We start from the raw sequence: 24,653 nt of genomic DNA on the forward strand, positions 1-24,653 counted from the left end.
AAACGGGCCCGAATCAGGTCACTTCTACATCAAACGGAGCTATTTCGTGCGATTTGTACACGCAATCACGACAGGTGCGCTCGTCCTCGCCGGCGTCGCGGGCGTCACGGGCACGGGCCTGGCCGCGCAGGCGGACAGCGACCCCCACCTGCCGCCCTCAGCGGTCAAGTCCTTCGATGGGTACCAGCTCGTCCAGCTTCCCAACGCCAACGTCCCGAACTTCACCCGGCGCACCGTCTACTGCCCGACCGGCAAGCGCGTCGTCGGAGGCGGCGGCGAGGCACAGGGCAACGACGCCATCCTCGTAGGCAGCTTCCCCACGGACGACGGCAGGGGCTGGATCGCCCTCGGCCGCCAGAACAACTACAGCACGGTCGGCATCAGCGTCTACGCGATCTGCGCCAACGCGAGCTGATCCATCCTCACGGGGGTGCGGGCCCGCCCGCACCCCCGCCCACCCACCGGTGGCCGAAGCCGCCGTTGGCGACCACCACGACGTGCCCGTCCGCAACGGCTTGTACGGCGAGCACGGCGATCGCCGCCACCGTCACCGGATGGCCGAGCCACACCAGGGCTGATCGGGAGCTCCAAGTGGTCACATCGACCTCGCACCGCCGTAGATCCATGCCTTCGTGCGGCCTTCTGTGTGGTTCGACAACCACGAGCCCACGGGAGTTGGCAACGGTTCGACGGCGACGTGGCGTGAAGGCCGCCTCGCCCTCGTGACGGATCCTTTCCCCCGGCCGAGTTGACAGTGCCGTCCGGGGCGGGAAACCCTCGAAAGTGTCCGCGCCTCATCAGGAAGGGCGGCATGCCGATGACGAGGAACGCCCATCCCTTGCAGGGCGACACCCGGGTGGCGGCGGCGGCTCCGGCCCGGCTGACACGGAAGCCGCCGCGTCGCGCCACCGCCGACCGGCGCATCCTGTACGCCGACGACCGGCTCACCGTCTGGTCGGCCACGGTGCGCTGGGTCCGGCTCAGCGGGGAGATCGACCTCACCAACAGCGAGGCGGTCGCGCTGGCGCTCGCCGACGCCCGGCAAGGGGACGACCTGGTCCTCGTCGATATCGGCCAGGTGACGTTCATCGACCTGTCCGGCCTGCGGGCGCTGGCCCTCCTGCCCGCCGCGCCACCCCGCCGCGGGATGCGGCTGGTGAACATGCCGCCGTTCCTGAGACGGCTGCTGCGAACGCTCGATGACCAGCCGGGTCAGCCGGCTGGCTGAGCGGGCGCGGTCCGTGGCTCCTGGGCGGCCCGTGCCGGTCATACGTCTCGCGAGCTGCCAGGGTCTCGGTCACATGCTCCTCGGACCAGTGCTTGATCCCTCCATCAGCGAGACCACGCTGCCGCCACGCTCACTTTTCTCAGGACGGTTTCCACAAGGTACCTATATACCGAAAAAGTGCCTTCTTTCGTTTAGATACCGATACGCCGACTATTGGTCTCGCACATTCCGTCACGAATGAGGAGATCACGATGCGTTCCGTCACCCAGTCCGCTTTCGGCGACCCGTCCGTGCTGGAGATCGTCACGGTGGATCGTCCCTCGCCGGGGCCTGGAGAGGTTCTGATCAAGGTCGGCGCCATCGGGGTCAACCCCGTCGACGCCGCCGTCCGGGCCGGCTACTACCCGTTGCTCGGCGACCCGCCTTTCACCGTGGGGTGGGATGTCGCGGGCGTGGTGGAGACTTCGGGGCCGGGCGTGTCCGCGTTCGCCCCCGGTGACGAGGTGCTGGGCTTGCTCGCGTTCCCCGCCGCCGGAAACACCTACGCCGACTACGTGACGGCCTCGGCGAACGAGATCATCCGCAAGCCCGCCGGGCTGGACACGGAGGAGGCGGCCGCCCTTCCCCTGGCCGGTCTGACGGCGTGGCAGGCGCTGGTCGGCATCGCGCGGATCGCTCCTGGCCAGCGGGTGCTCATCCACGCCGCCGCGGGCGGTGTCGGGCACCTCGCCGTCCAGATCGCCAAGGCGCGCGGAGCCCACGTCGTCGGTACGGCCAGCGCCGCCAAGCACGCGTTCCTCCGCGAGCTGGGGGCGGACACGCTGGTCGACTACAGCTCGGCGGACTTCACTCAGGAGGCCGGGCCCGTCGACGTGGTGTTCGACCTGATCGGCGGAGAGTACGGCGAGCGGTCCGCCACCATCCTCAAGCCCGGCGGCGTGCTCGTAGGGGCACTCGGCGCCAACCTCGGCCTCACTCCCGAAGGCGCGGCCGAACGCGGAGTGCGGCTCACCGCGGTCTCGGTCCGCCCCTCCCCGGCCGACCTGGCGCAGTTGCTCGCGCTGGTCGAGTCCGGGCAGCTCAAGGTGCACATCGACCACGTGCTCCCCCTCGCCGAGGCGGCCAAGGCCCACGAGCTCATCTCGGCCCGCCGTACCACCGGCAAGATCGTCCTGATCCCCTGAGGCGGAAAACCGTTTGGCGGGCCGGCGTGGCGGCTGCGAGCCTCCCGTCATGACGACGACGCGGACGTTCGAGGAACTGGTCGCCGAGGCGGACGCCGTCTCAGTCGAGGGCTGGGACTTCTCCTGGCTCGACGGCCGAGCGACGGAAGAGCGGCCCTCGTGGAGATATTCACGGCTTCTGGCCGAGCGGATGGCACGCGCGACGGCCGCGTTGGACCTCCAGACCGGTGGCGGCGAGGTGCTGGCGGGCGTTCCGCGGCTCCCCGCTGTGGCGGTGGCCACGGAATCCTGGCCGCCGAACATCGCCCGTGCGACCGCGAGGCTGCGCCCGCGCGGCGTCGCGGTCGTCGCCGACGATGACGAGCCGCGGCTCCCGTTCGGCGACGGGGTCTTCGACCTGGTGACGAGCCGCCATCCGGTGACCACCTGGTGGGCCGAGATCGCCCGCGTGCTGCGGCCCGGCGGGACCTACCTCTCCCAGCAGGTCGGCCCCAGGAGCGTCGTGGAGGTGACGGAGCACTTCATGGGGCCACAGCCGTACGGCTCGGCCCGGGATCCGGAGAAGGCGCGAGCCGCGGCGGAGGCCGTGGGTCTCGAGGTGGTCGACCTCCGGCTGGAGGCCCTGCGCACCGAGTTCTCCGACATCGGCGCCGTGATCTACTTCCTGCGGAAGGTGATCTGGATCGTCCCCGGGTTCACCGTCGACCGGTACCGCACCGAGCTGCGGGCCCTTCACGACCGCATCCAGGCCGAGGGGCCGTTCGTGGCCTACGCGACGCGGTTCCTCATCGAGGCCCGGAAGCCGTCCCTCCGGGCGGTGAGCGGTTAGGTCTGTCTCCCAGGGCTGCCGGCCGTACGCTGATCTTCATGCCGAGATGGGACGCCACCGTTCGCCTGTTAGCGGCGATCTCGATCACGAGCGCCGCGGGTTGCGCCGCCGTGCCGTCACCGCCGTCGGTTCCGCGGGAAGGCCCCTCGGCGGCCCAGCCATACGCCGCGGACAGCGTCGTACGGATGAACGCTTTCGCGAGCGCCTGCGACAAGAAGATGGAGGCGACCGGCTTCGTCTACGCCGCCGAGCGGGTGATGCTGAGTGCCCACTCGGTGGCCGGGGCGGACCGGGATCTGAAGGTCGTCCTCGGCGACGGGCGGCCCTTCCCCGCCGAGGTGGTGGTTTTCGACCACCGCGCAGATGTCGCGGTGCTGCGTGTCCCGCATCTGCCCGCGAAGCCGCTGCGCCTGAACACGAAAAGGCAGAGCGAAGGCGTGGTGATCGGCTACCCCAAGGGCCAGACCACGCCGGTCGCCATGCCGGCGGCAGTGGGCTGGAAGACAGAGGCCCTGTCGTACGACATCTACAACCGGAACCGCACCACCCGAGAGGTCTACGGCTTCACCGGCCCGCACATCACGCCCGGCTTGTCAGGGGCGCCCCTGATCTCCGAGGCGGGTCAGGTGCTGGGCATGGTCTTCGCCACCGACAACGATCGTGACGACAAGGGCTACGCGCTCACGGCCAAGCAACTGGCCGCGGCGGCGGACACCGGAATGCGCGCGGCCGGCGCCGTCTCCACGCAGGAGTGCGACTGATCACCGGTCCGGCCGATCAAGGGCGGGATCGGCGTTCGCGCGGGTATGGTCGAGATCTCTCGCCAGGGAGGCGCTGCCGATGAACGCCCCACCCCAAGTCTTGATCGTCGACGATGAGGCCCTCATCAGACTGGACCTCGCCGTCATGCTCGCCGACGAGGGCTACCAGGTCGTGGGCCAAGCCGGTGACGGGCTCACCGCGGTCCGGCTCGCGGAGGAGCTGCGCCCGGACGTCGTGCTGATGGACATCAAGATGCCCATCATGGACGGTATCGAGGCCGCCGAACGGATCAACGCCGAACGGATCGCCCCGGTCGTCTTCGTCACCGCCTTCAGCAATCGGGACCTGCGCGAGCGTGCCGGACGAAGCGGCGCGTACGGCTACCTGGTCAAGCCGATCACCCGCAACGACCTGGTGCCGGCGATCGACATGGCTCTTTCCCGGTACGCGGAGCAGCGGGTCCGGGAGGAAATGGCCGGCAATCCCGCCGCACGGCAGGCCGTCGAGCGTGCCCAGGGATTCCTGATGGGCCGGTTCGGACTGTCCGAACCCGAGGCCCTGACCTGGATGCAGGACCAGGCGATCGACCGGCGGCTCGCCATGGCGGAAGTCGCCGAGCAGGTGCTGTCCGGGGGAATCGTGACGACCTCGTCCGCTCGGCCGGAACTGGTGGACCCGTTGTCCTCGTTCGAGGTCATCGCGGTCGAGGCCTATCTCGCCACCGATGACGAGCCGACCGCGCGGCGTGTCTTCGCCGCCCTGGACGAGGTGGCCCGGCTGCTGGGCTACCAGGACCCGGTCGAGGAGAGCCTGGAGCGGGGGTCGATCTGGCGGCGGGCCAAGGCGGCGCTCCGGTCCGGTCTGAGCTCCCGCGAGGTCCGGGAACGCCTGATCAAAGTCGAGCGTGCCCTGGAAGTGGTCGCGCTCGACGCCCGCCAGGCCGAGGTGGACGGCAAATTCGCCGAGGCGGTGTCCGTCCTCGTGGCCAGCCTGGCCGACGTGCCCGAGGCATGCCTTCGGGTCGGCTCGATTCTGCTGGTCAAGCACTACAACAACACAGGCCCGGTCTTGGTGACCCGCAATCTCTCACAACTGGAGATGCGGGCGCTGGAGCGCTACCCCGAGATCCAGGCACACCCGAAGACGACATTGGCCGCCCTCGCCACCGCGGTCGCCAGCCTGGAGATCGGCGAGGAGGAACCCGCCGGTCATTAGGCGATGGCTCAGGACCACCCCTCGCCGAGCCGGCTTCTCAGCCAGGGCAGCGCCGTACGGCCCTGCGCGGCCTGGAACGCCCGGAGGGTCGGCAGTCCGGGCGGCGCAGGCTGCCTGGCCTGGCGGACGAAGTAACCCGTCATCGCGGCGAGCACGGCGGTGACCGCGTCCGGGTCGGCCTCGGCGGCGAGGGGATGGCTCCGGAAGACGTGCTCGGGGTCCGGGCCGCCCTGCATGCGGACGCTGGGCAGGAGGCCGACCAGGTCGAACCACGGTGCGCCACAGGAGGCCCACGGCCAGTCGACCACGATCACTCGGTCGTCGGTCAGTAGGAGGTTGTCCGCGCGCAGGTCGCAGTGCAGCAGGGTGCTGCCCTCGGCGGCGTCTGACCAGCTGCTCTCCAGCTCGGCCAGGGCGTCCAGGCGCCGCGCCGCCCACGGGTCCAGGCCACTCAAGTCGTCGGTCCCGGAGTCGCGGGCCGCGACGAGTCGTCGCCATCCGCGGAAGACGTCCTCGTATCGGTCCGCGATCGCCGGCGCGTCGATCGGACAGGGCGTGAGCCCGGCGGCGAGGTCGGTGACCATGCTGAGCACGCGCGCCAGCTCGTCCTGGCGCCACGGCTCGGCGGGAAGACGGCCGTCGACATGCTCGAAGAGCAGGACCACCCAGCCTTCTTCTTCGAACGTGGCGATCAGGCGAGGGACGGGCGCGGTGCGCGGAAGCACGGCCGCGATCCGCGCTTCCTCGCGGTAGATCTCCACGGTCTCGGAGTTGCCCTGAGGATCGGCCGCCTTCACGAACGCCCGGCCTCCGTCGGCCAACGTGAGCGCCGCCGCGACCGCCGGGGAGAAGCCCGTGACCGCGCTGACCGCTTCGACGACATCCCCACCGAGGATGTCCTCCATGCGACGCCGTACCACCTCTGGGACGGACGCCCAGGAGATACGGACTCCCCGTGCCGGCGGAACTGCCTGCTCATCAACGGTCCGAGTCATCGCCACATTTTCCCAACGACCCACCGATCAGCGCGAACGGTTTTCACCTGCTCATCTCGTACGTGGCGGCCAGGACGCAGACGAGGGCAATGCAGGCGCGAAGAGGGTCGTCAAGTGCCCTCACGCTCGATGACGACCAGCGGGATCTCCCGGCCGGCGCGAGACTGGTACGTGTCGTAGAGCGGAAAGATCGCTGTCATCCGTTCCCACAGTCGCGGCTTCTCCTCCGCGGTGGCGAGACGGGCCCGCGCGGTGAACCTGTCGCTGCCGACCTGGACGGTGACCGCCGGGTTGGCGACCAGGTTGAGGTACCACGCGGGGTGGTGTGGCGACCCGCCGTTCGAGCCCACCAGCAGGTAGCGATCGCCGTCCTGCCCGTAGATCAACGCGGTGCGCCGGAGCATTCCCGACTTCCGGCCGCGGGTGGTCAGCAGGAGCGTCGGCCAGCCCTGGTACATGTGTCCGCTTTTGCCGTCGGTCTCGACGTAGGCCCGGACGTGCTCGGCCACCCACTTCGTTGGGCTGTCGAGCACTTCGTCCGATGGAGGTGCGGAAAGGCTGCGCAGCAAGCGGTATCGCCGGAATCCGCCGCTTCTGACCCCAGAAAAGTCGAGGACCCGCCGCCACTCGGGTGACGAGCCCACCGTTCCCTGGCCGGACCTTTCGATGGCGTCGCGATGCGCCTGTTCATCGGTCCACTCCGCGTAGTTGACCACCCTGGTGCCGTCCGTGCTCAGGTGAAAGTGACCGGAGATCCCGCCGGGAGGCGGCTCGGTCTCGGCGTCCAGCGCCTCGAAGACCGTGTCGACCCAGCGCCGTTGCCGCTCTGGATCGGGTCCGTCGAATTCGGCGCTGACGACGACGACGCACCCCGGGACGGATGGCTCGTCCTGCACCCTGCTGCGGTACAGCGAATACTCGACCGGCTCGGCGCCGGTGAGTCCGGCCAGGAACTCGCGGTCGGCTTCGCCGTACGTCCACTGCGTGTAGGTCAGCACCGTCTCGCCGTCAGTGCTGAGGAACGCGCTGTAGGAGAGCAGCCCCTTCGGCCAGGGCACATGCTCCAATTCGGCGATCTTCACCTGCTCTATGGGCGATTCGGCGATCAGGACGGTGCAGGCACTTGGCAGCGTGATGTCGGGCAACGTGTTCTGGCTGGCGGTCATCTCTCACCTCTGCGGCTCACGGATCCAGCGGCATGCGGGCACTCAGCGGCAGCGCGGTGCCGTACCGGGAAGTGTCGAACCTGAACAAAGGTTCAAGTCAAGCTAGTGTGATCCGCATGGCATCGCTACCGGCAGAGGCCACGGAGCTCACGATCGGCGAGGTGGCCGGCCACAGCGGAGTTCCGGCCTCGGCCCTGCGCTTCTACGAGCGCCAAGGGCTCATCCGAAGTCGGCGCACCGCCGGGAACCAGCGCCGCTACGGCCGCGAGACCCTTCGTCAGGTCGCCTTCATCCGTGCCTCACACCACCTCGGCATCCCCCTCACGATGATCCGCGACGTACTCGCCCTGCTGCCCGAGGAAGCGGCTCCGACCCGCGAGTTCTGGGTCAGGGCATCCGCGTGCTGGAATACCGAACTCAACGCCCGTATTGAGCGGCTGGAACGGATACGGGATCGATTCACCGAGTGCATCGGCTGCGGCTGCCTGTCGTTCGAGCAGTGTGCGCTGGTCAACCCAGGCGACAAGCTCGGCCAAGAAGGCCCGGGCCCGCGTCGCCTGTTCAGCCCCTAGGGAGCCGGTCAGGTAACCCGTCGCCGTGATCATGCAGGGTTTCCCGGGAAGCTCGGGGACGTGCGGCTCCCCGGATCGTGATCATGCATGGATTCCGCCGTACGCGGTCCGATCAGGGCCGACACCGTTTGTGATCATGTCCGTGGCTCCGAGGAACGGCAGCATGCGCTCGGCTTCGTCCGTCACCGCCCTCAGGTCGGCCGCCGCCAGTGACCTGAACGGGGTGAGACACAGGGTGGTGCCCTTGAGCGACCAGCTTCCGTGTACGAACCCGTCCACGAGGAAGGTCGGCAGCACCATCGCTCCGCCCGGCATCACCCGCTTGCGGTCGGAGTCGCTGATCACCCGGGTGCGGTCGGCGTGACCGAGCAGGAGGTTGTCGAAGGCGGGCAGGAACCGCACCGGGACGGGCATGCCGGGATCGGACGGCTCCGGCGACGACTCCAGATCGAACAGTTCCCTGCCCTCGGTGTCGTGGTAACAGCGCAGCTCACCACGCATGGCGTGAATAACCTCGCGCAGCCGGGTGAGCCCCGACCACGCCTGCACGTCCATGACCCCGGCGGGCCCGAACGCCGCCAGATAGCGGCGCACGAGTTCCTCGACCGGCGCCGGTTCCATGGGCGCGCCGAGCCAGTCCTCAGCGCGGGTGACCGAGATGGCGGCCCTGGTGCCCCAGCCGCCCCATTGCCCGGTCTCGGGCGTGTGGACCAGCGGTGTCCTGAGCTCCACCTCCCCGGCCAGGATCTTCCCATCGCGGCCGGGGTGGCGCGACGCCAGCATCCGGCCCAACTCCCGCCGCGGCAGCGTCCCAGCGGCCAGGATCTCCGTGCCGGCCGCCACGAGAGAGACACGGTGTCGAGACCCGCGCTCACCTTCGCGAAGTACGGCGAGCGCGCCGTACGGTCGAGAACCGGTTGGAGCGCCGGCCGCAGCCGGCGGAAGTCGTCGGCCACGGCGAGGTGCTGGGTGCTGCGCAGCAGCGCCGATCGGACCACCAGCCGCTTGTCCAGCAGCACGCTCAGGTGGGCCTGTGTGAACCCGTCGATCCTGCTCCACAGCCCGACATAGGGCCAGTTGGGCTCCTGGGCCTGCATGGCGACAAGGTGCCCGATGGCCTCCAGCGGAGTGCGGCCGGTGCGCTCCACGAGGAACTGCCGGTGCAGCAGTGCCCGGTTGAGCGCGCGCCGCGAGAGCCGGCTCGCGCGCGCCGCGAGAGCCGGCTCGCGCGCGCCGCACCGTCATGCCTTCCGGTGCCAGGCCGAGACGGCAGGTCCACCAGCCGGTTCTCGCGAGTGATCATTCCCTGTTCCCTTTCTCGGGGGCTGCGGGATCCACGCTAGAGAGGCTTCCGGTCACCTTCTGACCGGAATGCTGGTCAGCGTGACCCCACGTTCTTGAAGGCCGACCGCGCCACAGGTAGCCGGCCAGGGTCAGGCCGGCGCACCAGGCCAGAGCGATGATGCCGCTGTTGCCGATCGGAGTGCCCATCAGCAGTCCCGGCAGCGTCTCGATGAGCGGTGTGAAGGGCTGATACTCGGCGAACCAGCGCACCGGCCGGCAGTCCCGGAGACGGCCTTCGCACGTGAAGTCCGCCATCGGCGAGGTGCCCTGGACGTCCGAGCCGGCCGGCAGCTCGACGGTCACGTCGAGTGCCCCGCTCCGGCCGAACAGTGAGCGCTTCCTGGGCCCTTTGACCAGTGACTTTCCGCGCCTTCAGGGACCGGTCAGGCGACGCTCGCCACGGGTGGTGATGACGAACACCTGCCAGTTGTAGTAGCCGTAGTAATTCCTGATGTCCCGCTTCATCTGCCGAGCATGCAGTAGCACAGCGTCGACGTACGCCTGGGAGTGGTTGTAGGCGTACAGCGCACGCCGGTAGTCGCGCGGCGCCCCCGACGCGTGCAGATAGTTTGCCGCGGCAAGCAGGGCGTCCTTGGTGTCATGGACGTCACCACCCATCCCGTACGCGGCCCAGGTGCCCGGCATGAACTGCATGGGGCCCTGCGCGCCGGTATAGCTCGGCGACCTCACTCGGCCGAACTTGGTCTCGACGAACATCACCGCCGCCAGCACCTCCCACTCGACGCCGAACCGGCGCTCGGCCCGCCGGAAGTCGCCGAGCAGGACATCCGCGGGCTCAGGCGGCCGGACGCGGAACTTCACCGGTCCGCTGATGGGCCGGGCGAGGGAGAGCAGGTTGCGGACGGCCGTCACGTTGTCTCGCGCCTGCCCGGCCAGGTCCTTCGGCAACCTGTCGTAGGTGCGGGACGCGACCTCCGGGTTGCGGGCCAGGTATCGGTAGATGCGCTGCTCGTGCAGTGCCAGCAGGACCACCGGCTCAGGGGCGTTCGCCTTGGCGGGGCCTCCGTCGCGCACCCAGTCATCGACGGCACGTCGGAGCTGCGTGGCTGTGCCGGTCAGGGAGTCGGCCAGCCGCGGCGGGTCCTTGGGGATCGCCGCGTCCGGGGCGGGCAGGACGGGCGCCTGGCGGGAAGGCTCCTGATGGGAGGGCTCCTGATGGGAGGACTCCTTGGCCGAGGGAACCGCGGAGGGCGTCGCCGACGGCTCCGGCCCCCGTCGCGTCGCGGTCTGGCGGAGCGCACCCGGTGAGGCGGCGCCCTCCGAGCCGGCGCACCCCGAGATCAGGACAGTGAGACCGACGAGCGAGGCGGCCAGATGCCTCCCCGGCCGCCCGGCCGGCCGGTGGCGTTGTCCTGACCATGCGACCCCGGCATGCATATCCTTCATCGGTCCCAAACGTATGCCCAGCGGCGAGCTCTCAGGCTGTTTTCTCACTTCTCGCTGTGGCGCTCGGCCAAGAGACCAGGACTCGACCAAGAGATCAAGACTCGAGCGGGGCCTCGCGTCCGTGGGGGCGCGCCACCTGCGCCAGACGGTACGGCATCCGCAGGTCGGGCCGATCGAGCTGGACTTCGACGTGCTGACCGTTCCCGACCGGAGCAGCAGGTGGTGATCTTCACTGCCGCCCCCGGGGTCCCCGCCTACCAGTCCCTCCAGCTCCTGAAGGTCATCGGCACCCAGCGCATGACCGTCGACAGCTGACCGTACGCCACTTGATCCTTTCGCCCGGCAAGGCACGGACAGCTGTCAAACCGGAGTTCTGTCGGTGCCTGCGGGCACAATCGGCGCATGGAGAAACCGGAGATCGTTACAGCCGAGGAGTGGCAGCGGGCCCGCGATGAGCTGCTCAAGGCCGAGAAGGAAACCACCCGCGCGCTCGACGCGGTCGCCGCGCGACGCCGCCGCCTGCCGATGGTCAGGTTCGACAACGGGTACGTCTTCGACACCCCGGCTGGCCCCAAGACCCTGCTCGAACTGTTCGAGGATCGGGGACAACTGGTCGTCTACCAGTTCATGGACAATGGGCCGGACCACTACTGCCCGGGCTGCACCGGGTTCACCAACAACGTTCCCTCGGCCGGGCTGGCCCAGCTCGCCGACCGCGGGGTTACATGGGTGACCGTGTCCAACATGCCGCTCGCCCAGATCGAGGCGTACAAGGCTCGGATGGGATGGACGCTGCCGTTCGTGTCATCGCACGGCACCTCGTTCGCGGACGACTGCGGCGCCGGTGGCGGCTTCATGCTCAGTGTGTTCCTGCGCGACGGCGAAGACGTCTACCGTACGTACAACACCACCTCCCGCGGCGTTGACCGGCTCGTCTTCGTCAACAGCATCCTCGACCTGACCCCGTACGGCCGGCAGGAGGATTGGGAGGACTCTCCACCCGGCTGGCCCCAGCACCCCACCTACGGATAGGTGGGCCGCATGAGACGCGATTTCGCGTAGCACTCGTCGCCGCTCGATTCCAAGCGGCCCGCCGTCTGTGGAAGCTGAGCGAGTGCCTTATGGGCAGCGCGATGTCGGCGTAGGCATTTGGCCGCCCGGCCGGGGTTCCAAGACTGACGGAGGTTGTTGACACCTCGGGTCTCCGATCACGGCGCCTGGCGCGGTTCGCCGAACCATGGCGGCTGGCCGGGGTGGTGCCGGCGCTGTCCGGGCTGTTCGTCGCCGCCTTCTCCGGCGTGGGCAATGGCGGCGCGTTCGGGTCGGCAGCGACGGACGGCGGGAGGCGCTCGCCGTCGCGGGCATGATCGTGGCGGCGGTGCTGCTGGTGATATGGACCCCGCGGGGCGACTACGGGTACACCGGAGGATTGGCGGACGCCAGCTCTGCGGTCCTTGGCCTCCCTTGGCCATGTTGGCGGAGTGGTTGACCACTATCAGCTCGTTCACCCCAGGTCATAATTCCTGCTCACCCAAGCCGTTGAAGAGCCGGGCCTGCTGACGAACCGCCCGTGGAGCATGGCGTTCGACGATGAGACCCCGAGTGCTTCAGTGACACTGGACGAGGTGCAGCTTCCTCGGCACCTCGCGCGCTTGTCGGCGCGCTCCAAGGACCGGCGAACCTCGCTCGCCATCACCTAGGCAAAGCCCAGCAGCTTGTCTACTCTCCGCCCAGGAGACGCTCCGAGGCAGCGGTGACGAACGCGGATACGGCCAACTCGAATTCAGTCTCACGGATCTTGAGTTCATTCGCGTCGGGTGCGTGACGCAGCGCGTCTATGTGCGTGAACGCGGTATCGGCGATCGGTTCCGGCCTGCCCGACAGTAGCCGCAACCGAAAACGTGCCGTCTCGGCGAGAGCACCCAGGCGATCAGCGTCAGCGAGAAGCTGCTTGTGTGCGGCCGCATCCGAGCGGCTCAGCCATACGGCGACGATGGCGCGCTTGAGTTCGGTCAACGCAGCAGCGAATTCGCTGTAGGCGGCCACACGCTCCCGGCGTAGCCATTCCTGCCGAGCGCCTGCCTCGGCCCGCCTGGCGGTCCGCTGCTGGAACAGGTAGGTGCTGAAGGATCCGAAGAGAGTCCCGAGAACGGCGATCAAGCTTCCGAGGACAGTGCTCACCCGCACAAGTGGATCACACGCGCCATTAGAGGCCAAGGGGCGCCGGACCCAGCACGCGGCCGGCGAACCGAGCACACGCCGACCACGTAACTACTGAAATGCCGCCAAGGAGCCCGACGAGGGAAAGGCCGCTGGAGTTCGCCTCGGCCGAACGCTTCGTGTTCGCGAAGCCGCAACTCTCGATCAGCGGGACTATCCGGATCAGGTCCTCGCTGGTCAGATCCACCAACGTCAGGCCGGATCCGAAGGAATTCAGGAAGGCCGCTTCCGCATTGCTGCCCTGCCGCTTCTCAATCAGTTGGCAGACTTCGGTGACCACTGTCGCTGGAACGAGCAGCCGCCCCGGGGGTCTGGAGAAGCCGGGCGCACGCCTGATGGTGATTGTCGCGGCTGTTGACCGCTGCGACGAGGGGACCGGAGTCGATGACGATCACAAAGAGTGATTGTCCTCCGAGTTGAGGATCTCCTCTGCGCGTTCGGCGAAATCCGGCTCCGCTTCAAGCGTTCCGATGAACGGCAGGTCCCGGACCACTGGCTGTTCGTCCAGTTGGCCGCGGACGAGGCTGAGCAGGGGAGCCACCTTCTCCTCGGGCAGCCGATCCACGAGGTGGTGGAGCTCGTCACGCATCACGCTCATGTCCTAAGTCTAACTAGGGCGGTTCCGGATCAAGTAGCGAAAGTACACGCCGGGCCCGCCTACTCCTCTGAAGAGCTCGTCAGCCCTGTCGGGTACCGGGCCGAAGGGCCACCTGCGTTGACACCGGTGCCGCCTATGCCGCAGTAGCCATGACCCAGGACCGCGACCTGCCGCACGAGTGGGCATGGCTTATAGCGCAACGGCAGAACTGCCATGAGATGTGCGGCAGACTGGCCATGAGCTATCCGGCGAATCTGCCATGATAGATGCGGCAAATCTGCCACGCTCAGAGGTGGATCGCCATATCCTGAGCCGGTGGACACCGATGAGCTGACGGTCTTCCCCCGGCGTGCGGAAGCCATGGCTGTGGAAGCACTCGTCGACACCCGTGTCGTAGTGATCAATGGTGCCAGGCAGGTCGGCAAGAGCACCCTGGCCCAGGCGATCGTGCACAGGACGCCAGGATCACGGGAGATTTACCTGGATCAGGCGGCGGTACGCGCTGCGGCACGACAGGATCCTGACGGGATCGTCCACCACAACGGGCTCATACTCATCGACGAGGTCCAGCGCGTACCTGACCTCCTGCTCTCCATCAAACGCGAAGTGGATGCCGACCCTCGCCCAGGACGCTTCCTGCTGACCGGCTCGGCCCGACTACTCGGCCTACGAGATCTTCCCGACGCACTTCCTGGTCGATCCGAGACGATCGAACTCTGGCCGCTCTCCCAGGGGGAGATCGAGCGCAGCGCCGACGGATTCGTGGACGCGGCGTTCCAGAAGGGCCGTGACCTCGCAACTCCGAGATCCCGGCTCCGCAGAGCTGACTACCTTGACCGCGCACTGAGGGGCGGCTACCCGGAGGCGGTCCACCGTCCTACGCATCGGAGAAGGGCACGGTTCTTCGAGTCCTACATCTCCGATCTGATCAACCGAGACGTGAAACAGGTCTCCGATATCGAGCGACCCGCGGACATGCGGCGCCTGCTGAACGTCCTCTGTGGACGCATGGGCGGGCTGGCAGTGATCGACAACATCAGTCGTGACCTGGGACTTCCACGCAACACCGTGAAACGGTACGTCGATCTGCTCGACCTGGTTTATGTCATCAGGCGGATACCGGCATGGTCGTCCAACGCCACAACACGCGCGGTCGCGACCCCCAAGCTACTAATCGTGGACTCCGGACTGGGGGCACACCTGGCAGGTCTCACCCCAGCCCGAACTACAGGCATAACCGCCCCGGTGGGTCCCCTTCTAGAGAACTTCGCCCTCGGCGAGTTGGCTCGCCAATTGACGTGGGCCGAGGAGCCCGTACGCCTCTACCACTATCGTGACCGAGACAACGTCGAGGTGGACGGCATCCTGGAACGAGCATCCGGCGAAGTCGTCGGCATCGAGGTCAAGGCCGCCGAAACCGTACGCGCAGACGACTTCAAGGGACTCCAGCACTTGGCCCGCAAGCTCGGTGACCGCCTGATCGCCGGCTTCGTCCTCTACGCGGGTCAAGAAACGCTCCCATTCGGGGACCGAATGCGGGCCCTGCCACTGTCCGCGCTGTGGGAAGCGACCCCAGCCTCCTGACTGTCAATCAAGCAGCACGCCGAAGGGTCCGCGTTCCTCGACTCCATCGACAGCGGCGAGCTGGAGTTGATCCCTGTCGAGCCGAAGGGCATCACGCGTATCACGGAACTCATACGGCTGTACAAGGATCTCCCCTTGGGCGCAGTCGACGCATCCGTGATCGCGATCGCTGAGCGGCTCGGGCTGCCCGCGGTTGCGACTCTGGATCGTCGCCACTTCAGTATCGTGCGCCCCCGGCATGTCGCCGCCCTGCAACTGCTCCCATAACGGCTGCTGCCGAGGCCACAGAGCCGTTGAGGTCGCAGACCCCGATCACAATACACAAGAGCAGTTGCACAATAACATTTGTGCAATTAGGGTGAATGCGTGCCTGATCGTCCACTGCGCGAGATTCACGACTCGAAGGTCCTCGCCGCGATGTCCCATCCGCTACGCCGACGTCTGCTCGATGTCCTGCGTGTGGACGGCCCGTCCACGGTGTCGGTGCTTGCCGGCAAGACCGGGCAGGCTGTCGGCAACGTCAGCCATCACCTGAAGGTCCTCGCCGCCAGCGAACTCGTCGAAGAGGTACCCGAGCTCGCACGTGATCGCCGGGAACGCTGGTGGCGCGCGGTGTCGGGTCGACTCAATTGGTCGCCATCGGACTTTCCAGACGACCCCGTCGCCGAGGCCGCCGAGTCGCTGGTTCTGGACCGACAGGCGGCCCTGGCCAGACAGTGGTTCGCCGAGCGCGATGGCTACCCGGAGCCGTGGCGGCGAGCGGCGTTCACGGCTGACCACTGGGCGCGGCTGTCGGTCGCCGAGCTCGCCGAGTTGGAGGAGCAGATTCTCGCCTTGCTCGCCTCGCTGGCCGACCGGGAGATCCCCGAGGACGGCCAGGAGCGCAAGCTTGTCTTCCTCACCGTCCGCGCCGTTCCGGGGCGTCCGTGACCGCAGCGATCTCATCGCGGGTCGTGCAGGGTGGCCTGCTGCGGATGCGGGACTTCCGGCTGCTGTGGGCCGGCGAGACCACCAGCATGCTCGGCAGTTCGGTGGCCGGCGTGGCTCTGCCGCTGGTCGCCGTGGTCACCCTGCACGCGAGCACATTCACCGTCGGGCTGCTCACCGCGGCCGCCTGGCTGCCGTGGCTGCTGGTCGGACTGCCCGCCGGCGCATGGGTGGACCGACTGCCGAAACGACCGATGATGCTGGTGTGCAACACCGTGTCAATGGTGGTGTTCGCGAGCGTGCCAATCGCGGCCTGGCTAGGCGCGCTCACGATGACACACCTGCTCGTGGTGGCCACGATGGGCGGTTCCGCGAGGGTGTTCTTCAGCCTCGCCTATCGGGCCTACCTGCCGACCCTGGTCGAGGGGGATCGGCTCCTGGAAGCCAATACCAAGCTCCAGGGCAGCGAATCGACCGCGCAGATCGCCGGCCCCGGGTTGGCAGGGCTGCTCGTGCAAGCGTTCGGCGCGGTAAGCGGCGTACTGGCGGATGCGATCAGCTTCGGGATCGCCGTGCTGTGCCTCCGCTCCGTTCACACCAGGGAGACGCGCCGGGACAGCACGGCGAAACGGCCATTGCTCGCAGAGATTCATGAAGGGCTACGGTTCGTGGTAAGCGACCCGTACCTGCGTACGCTCACCACTTTCAGCGCGATGTCGAACATCGCGTTGATGGGCTACAAGTCGATCCAGGTCGTGTTTCTCGCCCGGGATCTCGGTGCCGGGGCGGGACAGGTAGGCGTCGTGCTGGCGTTGGCCAGCGCGGGCGGCCTGTTCGGCGCGTCGCTGGCGGGCCGCATCGCCACACGGTTCGGGACGGCACGGGGATTTCTGCTGTGCGAGGCGTTCGCGGCGCCGATGATGCTGCTCGGGCCGATCAGCAGTGGCGGCGCCGGCCTGACGTTCTTCGCCGCCGCGGGCTTCGGCACCGGCGCCGGTGTCGTCGCCTCGAACATCCTGACCAGCACCTTCCGCCAGCACTACTGCCCGGCCGACCTGTTCGGGCGGATCACCGCCAGCACCTCGGCTCTGAACTACGGCGCGATCCCCCTCGGCGGGCTGCTGGGCGGCACGCTAGGCGAGGCCATCGGCGCCCGCGGGACGCTGTGGCTGATGGCGGCCACCCAACTCCTCTCAGTCGCGATCCTGCTGCTCAGCCCAATCCGCCCCAAGCGCGACTTCCCCACCCGCATGCCCATGCGACAACGGTGACCATCGCGGGAGCCGCGCCACGTCGATCTCATGCCCTTTGTCGCCCTACAACTCACAGCCTCCGAATCGGAGGCTGTGAGTCCCGATCAACACTCGGAAGACGAGACGCTGGGGGTCCGGGGGCCCGTGGTCCGAGGAGTGTGAGCCGTACAAGCGCGATCTCGAGGATTACTCCTCCGTGGGAACCAGGCCCCGTCTGGCAGGCGCCCCACTCAGATGAGTCACCTAGCTTGACGTTGGTGCCGCCTATGCCGCAGTAGCCGTTGGGGACCTTGTAGAGGTACTGCTGGTGGTAGCGGTCCACTTCGGGCAATAAGTCATGTCCGCCGCCATGTCCACGGCGCATGGGCGAGCTAACCGGCCCGAAGGGCTGCGACCGACTCAACGAGGTCGGCCCTTTCCGGAGCGTCGAGCACGTCGTCCACGGTCTCCGGGGGGTTGAGCCGTGAGTCCGCGATCTGCTGAACGCAGGCCCACACGGTGCGTCCGTCGAGATCAATCTGGTCCAACACGAAGTCGTCGGGAGACTTCGCCTCGATGTCCCAAGGCGTCAAGTGCTCGGGAGGAAAGTCCCTAAGGTTAGACGTGACGATCACTTGCGCCCTCACCTTGATCGCCGCCGCAAGCACGTGCCGGTCATCCGCGTCCGGTAGCTTCAACCCGTCGACAAGAGGCTCGTACCCCTCGATCAGGCAGTCTCGGACAGCCGAGTTCATGAGCAGGCGAAGCTTGCCCAGCTTCTCGGCAGGGATGTCCGGACGATTGGCGGCGAGGTTGCGCTGCATTTCATCGAGGATCCCGTTGGTCCATTTGGCCTGGAGCCGTCCCGTCATGGCCAGGCGGATGAGCAGATCTCGGAGCGTGTTGCCGTAGAGCACGTTCGCGTCGTACACCACCACAAAGCCCATGCTCAGATACCCAACTCCTGGCCGAGCGCGGCTAGATCGTCCGCAGCCGTACGGCGCTTGGCGTCATCACGACGCTTGTATTCCTGAAGGTCCTCGTATGTGACACGCCGGTGCTTGCCGACCAGCCGAAAGGGGATCGCCCCCTCCTCTAGCAGCTTGATCAAATATGGACGTGAGACGTTCAGCATGTCCGCTGCTTCTTGCGTCGTGACCTCGGCATGAGACGGTACGACCGTTACCCCTCGCCCCTCAGCCGCCTGGGCAAGGATGAAGGCCAGGAGACTCACGGCTTCGCGAGGCAAGATCAAGGGGTCCTCGCTGCCGTGCTCGCCGGTCGCTCGAATGGTTGACTGCTCGGGATACCGCATGAGGTAGTCCTTGATCCGGCGCACGGCGCGACCAGCCATCTCGGCGTCGATGCTTCCAGGCCGAACACGCTTGGCCTGCACTTCAGTCATGGCGAAACCTCCTTCTCGCAGTATCCGCAACAGACGCAATAAACGCAACCAGACGTCTGAAGATCGGTAACGCAGGATGATGTCCTGACGAAAGTCAGGGATGGGCCATGTCCTTCGGGTCCCGTGACAAGAGCACGCGATACCTAGCGTGGCCGTCGTCAACAGACGACGGGAGCGTGCTGTGCGCAAGAGCGCGAGACGATGGCTGGGCGTGGCGGCGTCCGCCGGGCTGATGGTGCTGTCAGCGGCGGACCCGGGGTTCGCAGCGACGGTGCCGGAAAAAGCGGCTGTGGAGCGGGTGGTGGCGGGCTTCGCCGGCCGGGCGGGTACGGCCATGACTCGGCCGGCGCCGCGGTGACGGCGACCACGCCGATGCCGGTGGCGTCGGTCAGCAAGTCGTTCACAGCGCTCGCCGTCATGCAACTGGCCGAGGCAGGGAAGGTGGTGCTGGACGCACCGGTGCGCGACTACCTGCCAGATTTCCGGATCAACGACCCACGCGGGACGCGAATCACGGTACGCGAACTGCTGAACCAGACCTCTGGGATCACCGATCGCACACTTCCGGAGAAGAGCCTGCCGCAGCCGCGAACGCCTACGGACGCCGTGACGCGTGCGCGCGAGGCGACGCTGGCCGCCGAGCCCGGCACGAAGCACTACTACACCAACACGAACTACCACCTCGCCGCCCGGCTGGTGGAGGTCATCACCGGCGAGCCGTTCGCGGACTATATGCGGCGTCACGTGTTCGAGCCGATCGGCATGCGCACGACCATCACGATCAACCAGACTCCACGCGATCTTCCGAACACCGTGCGTAAGGGATATATCTACACCTACGGCATGTCGATTCCCGCCACTGAGCCGACCCGGTTCGTCAACGGCTCCGACGGCGTGATCACCACTGCTGGGGACATGGCCCAATGGCTGATCATGCAGGCCAACGGGGGCCTGGCCGCGAACGGGACCCGCCTGGTGTCCGCCGCGAGCGTCACAGCCATGCACACCTCTTCTGACCGGCGGTGGACGTACGGCATGGGCTGGGACACCGATCAAAAGGGCCGGGTCAACCACAATGGCATCTGGTTCACCTACACCGCCGACCAACTCCTGCTTCCCGGCGGCTACGGCATCGCGGTCGTCGGCAACAGCGGCATCGGCCTCGGCAACGAGGGAATCGGCGCGCTGACGGACGAGCTGCTCACCCTCGGGACCGGCGGCGTGCCACAAGCGGGCGCCCCGGTGCGACTTGTCGTCGACCTGCTGCTGGCCGGCCTCACCCTGCTGAGCGTGTTCCTCGGCGTCCGCAACCTGCGGCGCACGCGGGCCTGGGCCGCCCGGCTCGCCGCCCGACCGTCGTGGCGGCTCACCTTGCGGCTGGCGCCCCGGCTCGTTCCCCTCGTTGTGCTGCTGACCAGCCTTCCCGGCCTGCTCGGTCAACTCGTCGGAGGCGGGCGGGACATCACCTTCATCCAGCTGTGCTACTACTCGGTGGCGCTGGTCGCCTGGTCGGCGGTCGCGACCGTGATGAATGCCGGCGTGCTGGCCGCCCACGTCGCCGCGCTGGTCCGCCTGCGCCGCTCAGCCGTGGCTCCCCCTGTACCGGACGGATCCGCCCCGCTCGCCACGAGATAGCGTCGGCGCTGTGATGAACGACGGCCGCGGGTGGCTGACCAGCTGGCCCGTACCACCATGGGCGCGGGGCGTGCTCGCGATACTGCTGATCGTCATCATCGTATCCTCTGCCGAGCTGCCCGCGTGGGCGTGGGCGGGTGCCCTGTCGGCGCTCGTCGTGGCCACGGCACTCGTCGCGTCGTTCCCGGTCGTCTCACTGGGGGTGTGCGCCGCGACGAGCGCCGCGACGGCGCTGGGCATGACCGACGCAGTCCCGGTGTGGAGCAGCGCCGCCACAGGGGTGATCTTCGTGGTCAGCCTGCTGGCCGGCCGGCGGATGCCTCGGCCAGCCCCCGCGCTGGGCGTGTTCGCGGCGGGGGGCGCGCTGAATCTCCCGCTCTCCCTGGTCGCGGGTGACACGAAGATCGTCCGGTGACGGCCACCGCGCCTCCCCCTGGAGGGCGTGTCCACCTCGCCTGCACTGTCGAGAGTCCACGTCGATGGCCCCGCACCGACGCCGCTGTTCGGGAAATCCCATTCTCCGCCCGGGACGAAGGTCGGGTTTCCCGAACAGCGAGAAAGACTGGAGAGACCATCGAGGCGAGGTCGCAGCCTCAGAACGAGGCTGAACTTCTCTCGGCCGGGATGGCTGTGCTGAACGACCGGTTGCCGACGCTGGTCTACGCCTCACCGGTGGTCAGGCCGACGGGGCACGCGACGCCCGTTCCGCCGATGCCGCAGTAGCCGTTGGGGTTCTTGTAGAGGTACTGCTGGTGATAATCCTCCGCAAAGTAGAACTCGCGGGCGGGGGCGATCTCGGTGGTGATCTCGCCGTACGCCGCCTTGGTCAGCACGTCCTGGTACGCCTCCTTGGACGCCAGGGCGGCCTTCTCCTGCTGCGGCCCGTGGGTGTAGATGGCCGAGCGATACTGCGTGCCGACGTCGTTGCCCTGCCGCATGCCCTGCGTGGGGTCGTGCGCCTCCCAGAAGACCTTGAGGAGTTCCTCATAGGACACCTGGGTCGGGTCGAACACCACCCGGACGACCTCGGTGTGCCCGGTCATGCCCGTACACACCTCCTCGTAAGTCGGGTTGGGGGTGTACCCGCCCGCGTAGCCCACCGCCGTGGACACGACGCCCGGCGTCTGCCAGAACTTCCGCTCGGCTCCCCAGAAGCAGCCCAGCCCGAAGTCGGCGATCTCCGTCCCCTCGGGGTACGGCGGCGCCAGCGGCGCCCCCAGGACCATGTGGCGGGTGGCCACCGGCATCACCTCGGAACGGCCCGGCAGCGCCTCCGAGGGGTCCACCATCGATGTCTTGTTCCGGCCGAAGAGCCAGCCCATCTCGAACCTCCATCCGCTCTGACAGACCCAACCAGATGCCGAGGCTCGTTGTTCCTTCAAGTGCGCCTTCCGTAAGAATCTCTTAACATCCAAGCCAAGCACTACTTATTTGAGTTAAATACCGGTAAGCAGTCACAATGGGCTTCATGCCTGAAACGCGCCGTGGAGCCCTGTACGGCATCGCCGCCTACACCATGTGGGGCCTGTTCCCCCTCTACTGGCCGTTGCTCAAGCCGTCCGGGGCAGTGGAGATCCTCGCCCATCGGATGGTGTGGTCGCTCGTCGCCGTCGTCGTGATCCTGGCTTTAAGGCGCCACTGGTCGTGGTATCGCACGCTGACCCGTCGCCAACTGCTCCTCCTCACCCTCGCGGCGATCACCGTCTCGATCAACTGGGGCACCTACATCTACGCGGTCAACAGCGGCCATGTCGTGGAGAGCGCGCTGGGCTACTTCATCAACCCGCTGGTCAGCGTGCTGTTCGGCGTCGTCATTCTCCGTGAGCGGCTGCGCCCGTGGCAGTGGGTCGCCGTCGGCCTCGGCGCGGCGGCCGTGCTCATCCTGACCCTCGACTACGGCCGTCTCCCCTGGATCGCCCTGGTCCTGGCGTTCAGCTTCGGGACGTACGGCCTGGTCAAGAAGACGGCGCAGGTCGGCAGCGCCGAAAGCCTCACCGTCGAGACCCTCGTGCTCCTGGTGCCCGCGCTGGCCTACCTCCTCGTCATCCAGGCGAACGGCACGGCGACCTTCGGCCACCACGGCGTGGGACACGCCCTGTTGCTGGCCGGCTCCGGGATCGTGACCGCCGTGCCGCTGCTGTGTTTCACGGCGTCGGCGCTCCGGGTGCCGCTCACGATCATCGGCCTGCTCCAGTACATCGCCCCGACCCTGCAGTTCCTCTGCGGGCTCCTGATCTTCCACGAGACCATGCCGGCGAGCAGGTGGATCGGCTTCGCGGTCGTCTGGCTCGCGCTGAGCGTGTTCACCTACGACAGCCTGCGCGCCGCGCGCGCCTCCCGTCGCGAGGCTCGCAGGACTCCCACCCTCGAAGCCGCCTAGAAACGTCTACTCCCCCAGGAGTACGGCTTTCGCCGCCCCGGGACCGACGACTGCCGTGCGGTACGCCGCGAGGATCGGCGGCATGACAAAGCATTTTCGCTTCGGGATCGTGGCGGCGCTCGCACCGGACGCCGAGGCGTGGACGGGCCTGGCGCGGCGGACCGAGAACCTCGGCTACTCGGCCCTGCTCGTCCCGGACATGCTGGCTACACTTCCCCCGCTTCTCGCCCTCACCGCGGCGGCGACCGCGACGACCCGTCTCCGCCTGGGCACGTTCGTGCTCGCCGCGCCGTACCGCAACCCGTCCCAGCTCGCCTGGGAGCTCGCGGGCCTCGACTTCCTGTCCGGCGGGCGGCTGGAGGTGGGCGTCGGCGCGGGCCGCCCCGACGCCCGCGCGGACGCCGCAGCCCTCGGCGTGCCGTACGGCACGGCGGTCGAACGCATCGCGCAGGTGGAGGCGGTGATCGCCAAGACCAGGGCGGCGTTCGGCGAGGCCAGGGCGACGTCCAGCGAGCCCGGGCGGTTCGGCCAGGCCGTGCAGCGGCAGGGGCCGAAGTTCCTCGTGGCCGGGGCGGGCGAGCGGATGATGGCGCTGGCCGCCAGGGAGGCCGACATCGTGGCCCTGGCCGCCCCGCCGACCAGCACGGACGACGACCTGCGGCGGCCGATCGCCGCCCTGCGGGACCGGGCGGGGACGCGGTTCGACGAGATCGAGCTGTCCCTGAACCTCCTGCAGGTGGGCTCCGAGCCCGCACCCTGGGTGCCGGCGGGATACGAGGCGCCCACTCCTGGCGTGGTCGCCGTGCTCGACGGCTCGCCGCGGGAGATGGCCGACGTGCTGCTGCGCCGCCGCGACGAGCTCGGCATCTCCTACGTCACCGTCAACGGCTTCTACGCCGAGGCCCTCGCGCCCGTGGTCGAGCTCCTGAGCGGTTGCTGACGCTCACCCAGGGGGCCGTGGAGGTCAGCCGGAGCGTTCGACCACGTAGTCGCACAGGGCGGACAGAGCGGTCCTCGCCGGGATGTCGGGAAGGGTGGCGAGGGCGGCCTTGGCCCGGTCGATCCACCTGGTCAGCTCCTGCCGAGCCTGGACCATCGCCTGGTTGGCCCGCAGGAGGGACAGCGTCTCCTCGACGTCCTCCTCGGCCACCGGGCCGGACAGCAGGGTGCGCAGGCGACCGTCAGCCGGGTCCTGGGAGGCGAGGGCGTAGAGAACGGGCAGCGTGCGGACGCCCTCCCGGAGGTCGGTCCCGGGCGTCTTGCCCGACTCGGCCGTCACCGCCGCCACGTCGATGAGGTCGTCGCCGAGCTGCCAGGCCACGCCGATGGCCTCGCAGGCGTCGGTCAGCCGGTCGACGATCTCGGGCGGCGCGCCGGCGAGCATCGCCCCGAACCGGCCGGAGGTGGCGATGAGCGAGCCCGTCTTGTCCGCGAGCACCTGGATGTAGTGCGCGACGGCGTCGGCGCCGTCGGCGGGTCCGACGGTCTCCCTGATCTGCCCGCGCACCAGCCGGGAGAACGTGCGGGCCTGGATCCGGATGAGCTCGGCCCCGAGGTCGGCCAGCAGCTCCGACGCCTGGGCGAAGAGGTAGTCGCCGGTCAGGATGGCCACGGTGTTGTCCCACCGGGCGTTGGCCGAGGGCGAGCCGCGGCGCACGGGCGCCTCGTCCATCACGTCGTCGTGGTACAGCGTCGCCAGGTGGGTCAGCTCGATGACGACGGCCCCGGGCACGATGCCCGGGGCGTCGGGGTTGCCGAACTGCGCGGCCAGAAGCACGAGCATCGCCCGGAAGCGCTTGCCGCCGGCCTCAATGAGGTGCCTGGACGCCTCCGTGACGAAGGCGTCCTCGCTCTCGACGGACGAGCGGAGCAGCTTCTCCACCGCCGCCAGACCGTTCGCCAGGTCCTCGGCCAGCTGCTCGTCGACCAGAGGAATGTCCACAACGGGCGGCGCGGCCATAAGGCGAGGC

At 68.2% G+C, this 24,653-nt stretch carries 27 protein-coding genes and 3 pseudogenes; 16 read left to right on the forward strand and 14 right to left on the reverse strand.

Annotated elements, in window-relative coordinates; genetic code table 11:
* Positions 1–46: 46 nt before the first annotated feature.
* Positions 47–415 carry a hypothetical protein gene (locus tag ABH927_RS04265; protein ID WP_370018221.1) on the forward strand — a complete coding sequence of 123 codons (369 nt, stop codon included), beginning with the start codon at positions 47–49 and terminating at the stop codon, positions 413–415.
* A gap of 7 nt (positions 416–422) precedes the next feature.
* On the opposite strand, the gene ABH927_RS04270 is transcribed toward ABH927_RS04265, so the two are convergent.
* Positions 423–599 (reverse strand): hypothetical protein, encoded by a 177-nt coding sequence (locus ABH927_RS04270; RefSeq protein ID WP_370018222.1) that lies wholly within the window; start codon positions 597–599, stop codon positions 423–425.
* Between the two features lie 212 nt (positions 600–811).
* Here ABH927_RS04270 and ABH927_RS04275 point away from each other — a divergent pair, with 212 nt between their 5' ends.
* The 5 genes from ABH927_RS04275 (at position 812) to ABH927_RS04295 (ending at position 5,218) form a co-directional block, all read left to right on the forward strand.
* Positions 812–1,228, forward strand: coding sequence for an STAS domain-containing protein (locus ABH927_RS04275; RefSeq protein ID WP_370018224.1), 417 nt, complete (start codon positions 812–814; stop codon positions 1,226–1,228).
* A 251-nt stretch (positions 1,229–1,479) separates the two neighbouring features.
* Entirely contained in the window at positions 1,480–2,412 is a 933-nt protein-coding gene (locus ABH927_RS04280; protein WP_370018225.1) for an NADP-dependent oxidoreductase, read from the forward strand.
* A 49-nt stretch (positions 2,413–2,461) separates the two neighbouring features.
* A complete protein-coding gene (locus ABH927_RS04285) occupies positions 2,462–3,241 on the forward strand; it encodes a class I SAM-dependent methyltransferase (protein WP_370018227.1) in 780 nt (259 codons plus the stop codon).
* Between the two features lie 38 nt (positions 3,242–3,279).
* Complete coding sequence (locus tag ABH927_RS04290; RefSeq protein ID WP_370018229.1) at positions 3,280–4,002, forward strand: trypsin-like peptidase domain-containing protein; 723 nt, start codon at positions 3,280–3,282, stop codon at positions 4,000–4,002.
* A gap of 79 nt (positions 4,003–4,081) precedes the next feature.
* On the forward strand, positions 4,082–5,218 hold the full coding sequence (locus ABH927_RS04295; protein WP_370018230.1) for an ANTAR domain-containing response regulator: 1,137 nt from the start codon (positions 4,082–4,084) through the stop codon (positions 5,216–5,218).
* Positions 5,219–5,226: 8 nt separating this feature from the next.
* Here the strand turns inward: ABH927_RS04295 and ABH927_RS04300 are convergent, their stop codons facing one another.
* Positions 5,227–6,123: an aminoglycoside phosphotransferase family protein gene (locus ABH927_RS04300; protein WP_370018232.1), complete on the reverse strand. Its 897-nt coding sequence runs from the start codon at positions 6,121–6,123 to the stop codon at positions 5,227–5,229.
* Between the two features lie 200 nt (positions 6,124–6,323).
* Positions 6,324–7,379 (reverse strand): nitroreductase/quinone reductase family protein, encoded by a 1,056-nt coding sequence (locus tag ABH927_RS04305; protein WP_370018234.1) that lies wholly within the window; start codon positions 7,377–7,379, stop codon positions 6,324–6,326.
* 116 nt (positions 7,380–7,495) lie between these two features.
* On the opposite strand from ABH927_RS04305, the gene soxR reads away from it, so the two are divergent.
* Positions 7,496–7,951, forward strand: coding sequence for a redox-sensitive transcriptional activator SoxR (gene soxR / locus ABH927_RS04310; protein WP_370018405.1), 456 nt, complete (start codon positions 7,496–7,498; stop codon positions 7,949–7,951).
* A gap of 81 nt (positions 7,952–8,032) precedes the next feature.
* Here soxR and ABH927_RS04315 read toward each other — a convergent pair whose 3' ends face one another.
* From ABH927_RS04315 to ABH927_RS04325, 4 genes and pseudogenes are all read right to left on the reverse strand, one after another.
* A complete protein-coding gene (locus tag ABH927_RS04315) occupies positions 8,033–8,794 on the reverse strand; it encodes a winged helix DNA-binding domain-containing protein (RefSeq protein WP_407072827.1) in 762 nt (253 codons plus the stop codon).
* A 107-nt stretch (positions 8,795–8,901) separates the two neighbouring features.
* A pseudogene (locus tag ABH927_RS34185) lies at positions 8,902–9,048 on the reverse strand (DNA glycosylase AlkZ-like family protein); the annotation flags it as partial.
* A 316-nt stretch (positions 9,049–9,364) separates the two neighbouring features.
* Positions 9,365–9,505: pseudogene (locus tag ABH927_RS04320) on the reverse strand (ABC transporter permease); the annotation flags it as partial.
* A 162-nt stretch (positions 9,506–9,667) separates the two neighbouring features.
* Positions 9,668–10,702: a lytic murein transglycosylase gene (locus ABH927_RS04325; RefSeq protein ID WP_370018236.1), complete on the reverse strand. Its 1,035-nt coding sequence runs from the start codon at positions 10,700–10,702 to the stop codon at positions 9,668–9,670.
* A 402-nt stretch (positions 10,703–11,104) separates the two neighbouring features.
* Here ABH927_RS04325 and ABH927_RS04330 point away from each other — a divergent pair, with 402 nt between their 5' ends.
* Positions 11,105–11,734 (forward strand): DUF899 domain-containing protein, encoded by a 630-nt coding sequence (locus ABH927_RS04330; RefSeq protein ID WP_370018238.1) that lies wholly within the window; start codon positions 11,105–11,107, stop codon positions 11,732–11,734.
* A gap of 687 nt (positions 11,735–12,421) precedes the next feature.
* Here the strand turns inward: ABH927_RS04330 and ABH927_RS04335 are convergent.
* The 3 genes from ABH927_RS04335 to ABH927_RS04345 form a co-directional block, all read right to left on the reverse strand.
* Positions 12,422–12,862 (reverse strand): hypothetical protein, encoded by a 441-nt coding sequence (locus tag ABH927_RS04335; protein WP_370018240.1) that lies wholly within the window; start codon positions 12,860–12,862, stop codon positions 12,422–12,424.
* A gap of 46 nt (positions 12,863–12,908) precedes the next feature.
* Positions 12,909–13,202: a hypothetical protein gene (locus ABH927_RS04340; RefSeq protein ID WP_370018241.1), complete on the reverse strand. Its 294-nt coding sequence runs from the start codon at positions 13,200–13,202 to the stop codon at positions 12,909–12,911.
* A gap of 111 nt (positions 13,203–13,313) precedes the next feature.
* The gene (locus ABH927_RS04345; RefSeq protein WP_370018243.1) at positions 13,314–13,520 is read right to left on the reverse strand and encodes a hypothetical protein; all 207 of its coding nucleotides are present in this window, start codon (positions 13,518–13,520) and stop codon (positions 13,314–13,316) included.
* Positions 13,521–13,880: 360 nt separating this feature from the next.
* On the opposite strand from ABH927_RS04345, the pseudogene ABH927_RS04350 reads away from it, so the two are divergent.
* The 4 genes and pseudogenes from ABH927_RS04350 to ABH927_RS04365 all read left to right on the forward strand — a co-directional run.
* A pseudogene (locus ABH927_RS04350) lies at positions 13,881–14,918 on the forward strand (ATP-binding protein); the annotation flags it as partial.
* Positions 14,919–15,170: 252 nt separating this feature from the next.
* A complete protein-coding gene (locus ABH927_RS04355; RefSeq protein ID WP_370018244.1) occupies positions 15,171–15,371 on the forward strand; it encodes a PIN domain-containing protein in 201 nt (66 codons plus the stop codon).
* Positions 15,372–15,470: 99 nt separating this feature from the next.
* Complete coding sequence (locus tag ABH927_RS04360; protein ID WP_370018246.1) at positions 15,471–16,034, forward strand: helix-turn-helix domain-containing protein; 564 nt, start codon at positions 15,471–15,473, stop codon at positions 16,032–16,034.
* Positions 16,031–17,302, forward strand: a complete 1,272-nt coding sequence (locus ABH927_RS04365) for an MFS transporter (RefSeq protein ID WP_370018248.1) — start codon at positions 16,031–16,033, stop codon at positions 17,300–17,302. Before ABH927_RS04360 ends, ABH927_RS04365 begins: the two co-directional genes overlap by 4 nt.
* Positions 17,303–17,655: 353 nt before the next feature.
* Here ABH927_RS04365 and ABH927_RS04370 read toward each other — a convergent pair whose 3' ends face one another.
* Both ABH927_RS04370 and ABH927_RS04375 read right to left on the reverse strand, forming a co-directional pair.
* Positions 17,656–18,210, reverse strand: coding sequence for a PIN domain-containing protein (locus tag ABH927_RS04370; protein WP_370018249.1), 555 nt, complete (start codon positions 18,208–18,210; stop codon positions 17,656–17,658).
* Between the two features lie 2 nt (positions 18,211–18,212).
* Positions 18,213–18,668, reverse strand: a complete 456-nt coding sequence (locus tag ABH927_RS04375) for an excisionase family DNA-binding protein (protein WP_370018251.1) — start codon at positions 18,666–18,668, stop codon at positions 18,213–18,215.
* Positions 18,669–18,869: 201 nt separating this feature from the next.
* Here ABH927_RS04375 and ABH927_RS04380 point away from each other — a divergent pair, with 201 nt between their 5' ends.
* Positions 18,870–20,303, forward strand: coding sequence for a serine hydrolase domain-containing protein (locus tag ABH927_RS04380; RefSeq protein WP_370018252.1), 1,434 nt, complete (start codon positions 18,870–18,872; stop codon positions 20,301–20,303).
* 13 nt (positions 20,304–20,316) lie between these two features.
* Positions 20,317–20,718, forward strand: a complete 402-nt coding sequence (locus ABH927_RS04385) for a hypothetical protein (RefSeq protein WP_370018254.1) — start codon at positions 20,317–20,319, stop codon at positions 20,716–20,718.
* A gap of 244 nt (positions 20,719–20,962) precedes the next feature.
* Here the strand turns inward: ABH927_RS04385 and msrA are convergent, their stop codons facing one another.
* On the reverse strand, positions 20,963–21,625 hold the full coding sequence (gene msrA / locus ABH927_RS04390; protein WP_370018256.1) for a peptide-methionine (S)-S-oxide reductase MsrA: 663 nt from the start codon (positions 21,623–21,625) through the stop codon (positions 20,963–20,965).
* Between the two features lie 146 nt (positions 21,626–21,771).
* On the opposite strand from msrA, the gene rarD reads away from it, so the two are divergent.
* Together rarD and ABH927_RS04400 are read left to right on the forward strand one after the other, a co-directional pair.
* Entirely contained in the window at positions 21,772–22,683 is a 912-nt protein-coding gene (gene rarD, locus ABH927_RS04395; protein WP_370018258.1) for an EamA family transporter RarD, read from the forward strand.
* 82 nt (positions 22,684–22,765) lie between these two features.
* Positions 22,766–23,623, forward strand: coding sequence for an LLM class flavin-dependent oxidoreductase (locus tag ABH927_RS04400; protein WP_370018259.1), 858 nt, complete (start codon positions 22,766–22,768; stop codon positions 23,621–23,623).
* A gap of 24 nt (positions 23,624–23,647) precedes the next feature.
* Here the strand turns inward: ABH927_RS04400 and ABH927_RS04405 are convergent, their stop codons facing one another.
* Positions 23,648–24,643 (reverse strand): polyprenyl synthetase family protein, encoded by a 996-nt coding sequence (locus ABH927_RS04405; protein WP_370018261.1) that lies wholly within the window; start codon positions 24,641–24,643, stop codon positions 23,648–23,650.
* Positions 24,644–24,653: the final 10 nt, after the last annotated feature.

This window comes from Planotetraspora sp. GP83, from assembly GCF_041262585.1.
GTDB lineage: Bacteria > Actinomycetota > Actinomycetes > Streptosporangiales > Streptosporangiaceae > JAOEGB01.